This is a genomic window from Nocardia sp. NPDC060220, assembly GCF_042727815.1.
GTDB lineage: Bacteria > Actinomycetota > Actinomycetes > Mycobacteriales > Mycobacteriaceae > Nocardia.
Genome location: NZ_JBHWZY010000664.1, coordinates 1 through 3,914, shown reverse-complemented (window position 1 = coordinate 3,914; position 3,914 = coordinate 1). Strand labels below are relative to the sequence as shown.

The 3,914-nt window shown below is 67.2% G+C and carries 4 protein-coding genes; all 4 read right to left on the bottom strand.

Annotated elements, in window-relative coordinates; all coding sequences use genetic code 11:
• Nucleotides 1–433 precede the first annotated feature (433 nt).
• Nucleotides 434–1,720, bottom strand: coding sequence for a tyrosine--tRNA ligase (gene tyrS, locus ACFWF3_RS27330; RefSeq protein ID WP_379316252.1), 1,287 nt, complete (start codon nt 1,718–1,720; stop codon nt 434–436).
• A gap of 28 nt (nt 1,721–1,748) precedes the next feature.
• Nucleotides 1,749–2,597, bottom strand: a complete 849-nt coding sequence (locus ACFWF3_RS27325) for an alpha/beta hydrolase (protein ID WP_379316250.1) — start codon at nt 2,595–2,597, stop codon at nt 1,749–1,751.
• A 185-nt stretch (nt 2,598–2,782) separates the two neighbouring features.
• Nucleotides 2,783–3,208: a DoxX family protein gene (locus tag ACFWF3_RS27320; RefSeq protein ID WP_378994284.1), complete on the bottom strand. Its 426-nt coding sequence runs from the start codon at nt 3,206–3,208 to the stop codon at nt 2,783–2,785.
• 108 nt (nt 3,209–3,316) lie between these two features.
• A complete protein-coding gene (locus tag ACFWF3_RS27315) occupies nt 3,317–3,910 on the bottom strand; it encodes a DNA-3-methyladenine glycosylase (RefSeq protein WP_379316254.1) in 594 nt (197 codons plus the stop codon).
• Nucleotides 3,911–3,914: the final 4 nt, after the last annotated feature.

Below are 3,914 nucleotides of genomic sequence, written 5' to 3'. Positions count from 1 at the left end.
ACGACCGGGGGGTACATGAAAGATTGGAACCAATAATAATTATTGGCACTGACATTCATCGACACACTATTGAGTTCTCAAAGAACACACGCACAAACGGAATGACCGGATCGTTCCGGATCTTCCGAAGGGCAACTGTTCCAGCCTAACCTCACGTCCAGACGAAGTCAATCGTAAGCCTGGTCACAAGATCTTCAGCTCTGTCAGGCGTTTCCCCGTACTACCGCGTTTTCCCATGGCCCGCCAGCCTCTCGGGCTAGCGTCTCGGCTCCGGGTTGGTGTCCGTGTCGCTCTGACTTCCAATAAGTTACGCGCCGGATAACGCCGCGTCAAATCGCCTGGACAGCACCGGATCTCCGCAGGTCACGGCGGTGCGCTCAGCCCTTGCGCCGGCCTGAATCACACGCATGTGACTCAGGCCTCCGCAACGACGTCAGGCTATCCGATGCACGCCCGCCATGTTCTTCTTTCCGCGCCGCAGCACCAGCCACTCGCCGTGCAGGTAGTCGGCATCGGAGGGAGTCCATTCGAGGTCGCTCACCCGCTGGTTGTTCACCGACGCACCGCCTTCGTTGACCACCCGGCGGGCCGCGCCCTTGCTTTCGCACAGGCCGGACGCGACGAGCAGGTCGACGATCGTGTTCGGTTCACCCGGCACCACCTCGGCGACCTTGCCGTCGACCGCGGCTTCGCGCAACGCGGCGCCGAGCGTGGACAGCGGAAGTTCGCCGAGCTCACCGCGGCCGAACAGGGCATGGCTGGCCAGTTCCGCCGCGCGGGTCTCGGCCTCGCCGTGCACCAGCGTGGTCATCTCGGCTGCCAGGCGCTTTTGCGCCTCGCGGGCGAACGGACGTTCCGCTGTCGCCTGCTCGAGTTCGTCGAGTTCTTCGCGGCTCAGGAAGGTGAACCAGCGCAGGTAGCGCACGACATCGGCGTCGGCGGTGTTCACGAAGTACTGGTACCAGGCGTAGGGGCTGGTCAGTTCGGGGTCGAGCCACAGGCTGCCGCCACCGGTGGACTTGCCGAACTTCTTGCCGTCGGCCGAGGTCACCAGCGGCACGGTGAGCGCGTGCACATGCGCGCCGTCGACGCGCCGGTTCAGTTCGACGCCGGCGATGATGTTGCCCCACTGATCGGAGCCACCGACCTGCAGCGTGCAACCGTGCTCGCGCCGCAGCTGCAGGTAGTCGTTGGCCTGCAGCAGCATGTAGCTGAACTCGGTGTAGGAGATGCCGTCGCCTTCGAGCCGCCGTTTGACGGTGTCGCGGGCGAGCATCACGTTCACGGAGAAGTGCTTGCCGACATCGCGCAGGAAGTCCACGGTCGACAGCGGGCCGGTCCAGTCCATGTTGTTCACGATGACCGCACCGGTCGGCGACTCGTCGAGGTCGACGAACCGCTCGAGCTGGCCCCGGATGCGCTGTGCCCACTCGGCGACGGTGTCGGTCGAGTTCATGATGCGTTCGCCCACGTCACGTGGGTCGCCGATCATGCCGGTCGCGCCGCCGGCGAGCACGATCGGCCGATGCCCGGCCAGCTGGAAGCGCTTGAGCGCGAGCAGCGGGACGAGGTGGCCGGCGTGCAGGCTGGCGGCGGTCGGGTCGAAGCCGGCATAGAGCGTCAGGGGCGCGGTGGCCGCGGCAGCGCGCAGCTCGTCCAGGTCGGTGGACTGCGCGATCAGGCCGCGCCAGGTCAGTTCGTCGAAGATGTCGCCGGTCACGCTGACCCATCTTTCCGCATGCGGTTCGTCAGTCGCGTGCGCGGGTGAGCCAGGCGAGCAGATCGGCTTCGACCTCGTCGCGGTTGGTTTCGTTGAGGACTTCGTGGCGGGCGTCCGCGTAGACCCGGTAGGTGAGGTCGGCCAGGCCCGCGTCGCGGTAGCGCTGGACGAGCAGGTCGGACAGGCGGAGCTTGTTGTTGAGCGGGTCCTTGTCGCCGACCATCACGTAGATGGGCAGGTCGGCGCGCACGGTACTCGGATCGGACAGCCGCGTCTGGGCGTTGCCCGCGAGCAGGCCCATATTGGCGTCGTCGATGGCGAAACCGCACCAGGGGTCGGCGTTGTAGGCGTCGACCTGGGCTTCGTCGCGACTGATCCAGTCGGCGTCGGTGCGGGTGGGCTGGAACTCCGCGTTGAAGAAGCCGATCAGGTCACCACCGGCGGCCGCGATCTCGCCGAACAGGCCGTCGACCGCGGTCGTGCCGCTCAGCACCACCTCGTCGACGAGGCCGGAATGGTCGAGCAGGTACTGCTGCACGGCGAAGGAGCCGAGGCTGTGGCCGATCAGGGTGACGGGCAGCCCGGGGTGACGTTCGCGCAGGATCTCGGTGAGCGCGACCTCGTCGGCGACGAGCAGGTTCCAGCCGTCGGGACCCAGGTCACCCGGTACGGCACCCATGCTGAGCCCGTGCCCGCGGTGGTCGTCGGCATAGACGGCGAACCCGAGACCGGCCAGTCGTTCGGCGAGGTGGCTGTAGCGGTCGGAATGTTCGCCCATGCCGTGCGCGATCTGCACGACCCCGCGCGGCTCGGTCTCGGTGGGGAGCCAGCTCCGCACGTGGATCGTGGTGCCGTCACTACTGGGGAAAGTGAACACGGGCGCTCCTGCTCGTACGGTCTTCTCGACGTGGTCCTCGATCGTCGCACCTGCGAGGGATTCGCCCTATTGGGTTCGGCGACGAAATCGGGAGCACGAGATCAGCTCCGTCACCGAACTCTCGGCACGCCGACAATCGCCGGAACCTCACGGCTCCGGCGATTGTCAGCGTGTCGAGTGGTGACTCATCGCACCAGCGCGGTGATGGTGGCGCGGCGTTCGTAGGCGATCCAGGCGAAGATCGCGGCCAGCACCAGTGGGAAGATCCCCATCGCGGGCTTGTCGGCGATGAAGGCCTGCGTCGCCGCGGCGAGCACCGTGAGCACGGACAGACCGGCGGCGGCCAGGCCGGACAGGCGCGGCACCATCAGGCCGATTCCGCCCGCCACCTCGACGACTCCGATGAAGATCAGCAGCCCGATCGGGATGGTCAGGTTCTCGGGGGCGTTGTCCATCAACGTGTTCGGGATGACGAGCTTCGGGCCGCCGGAGGCGATGACGAAGAACAGGCCGAGCACGATCTGCAGGGTCCACAGGACGCGGTTGCGGATCTTGCCGGGGCGGTAGCCGGCGGCGTCGGAGAGGTTCGCGGAGGGGGTCGCAGTGGTCATGGTCTCGTCCTTCGAGTCGGTCGCGCCGGGTTGGTAGCGCGTTCAACAGATAGGACGGACCGTCGCCGGAAAACTCATCGCTGTCGGCGAAGTCTGTCGAAATCGTCGCTAGGGCATCGGGGCGCGAGGGCTGCGCCGATAGACCGAGACGGCGGGCGAGGCCGGTAGCCAGAACCGCCACGGGATCTCGGCGGCCACGCTGACACCCACTCGGGGACCGGTGGCGATATCGGACTGCGGCACCGGTGGTTCCAGTGCGAGGCGCAGCGCGGAGAACGGGTCGAACAGCTCGGTTCCGTAGTCGGACATGCTGATGCCGAGCGCGCTGCCGACATTGCCCGGCCCCCGCGCCAGATCGGCGTCCGTGCGGGCGGCGGGCCTGCGTTCGCGAGCGAGGTCGATGCCCTCGACTACTTCCGCCGCGCGCACGAGCACCGCACCTGCCTCACCGTCGTAACCACCGGTCACGTTGACACAGAGATGAATTCCGTACGAGCGGTAGACGTAGAGCCGCCCGGCCGGGCCGAACATCACCGCGTTGCGGGCCGTCGGCCCCGGCCAGGAGTGTGCGGCCGGATCGGGCCACGGTCCGTCGGGGTTACTGCCGTAGGCCTCGACTTCCACGATGCGCAGCGCCACCGGTCCCGACCACAGGATCGCGCCGAGCAACCTGCGGGCGGCGGTAGGGGGATCGACGGCCAGTTCC

Coding starts and splice junctions, on each gene's coding strand:
- ACFWF3_RS27320 (WP_378994284.1), bottom strand. CDS start 3,208: ATGACCACTGCGACCCCCTCCGCGAACCTCTCCGACGCCGCCGGCTAC.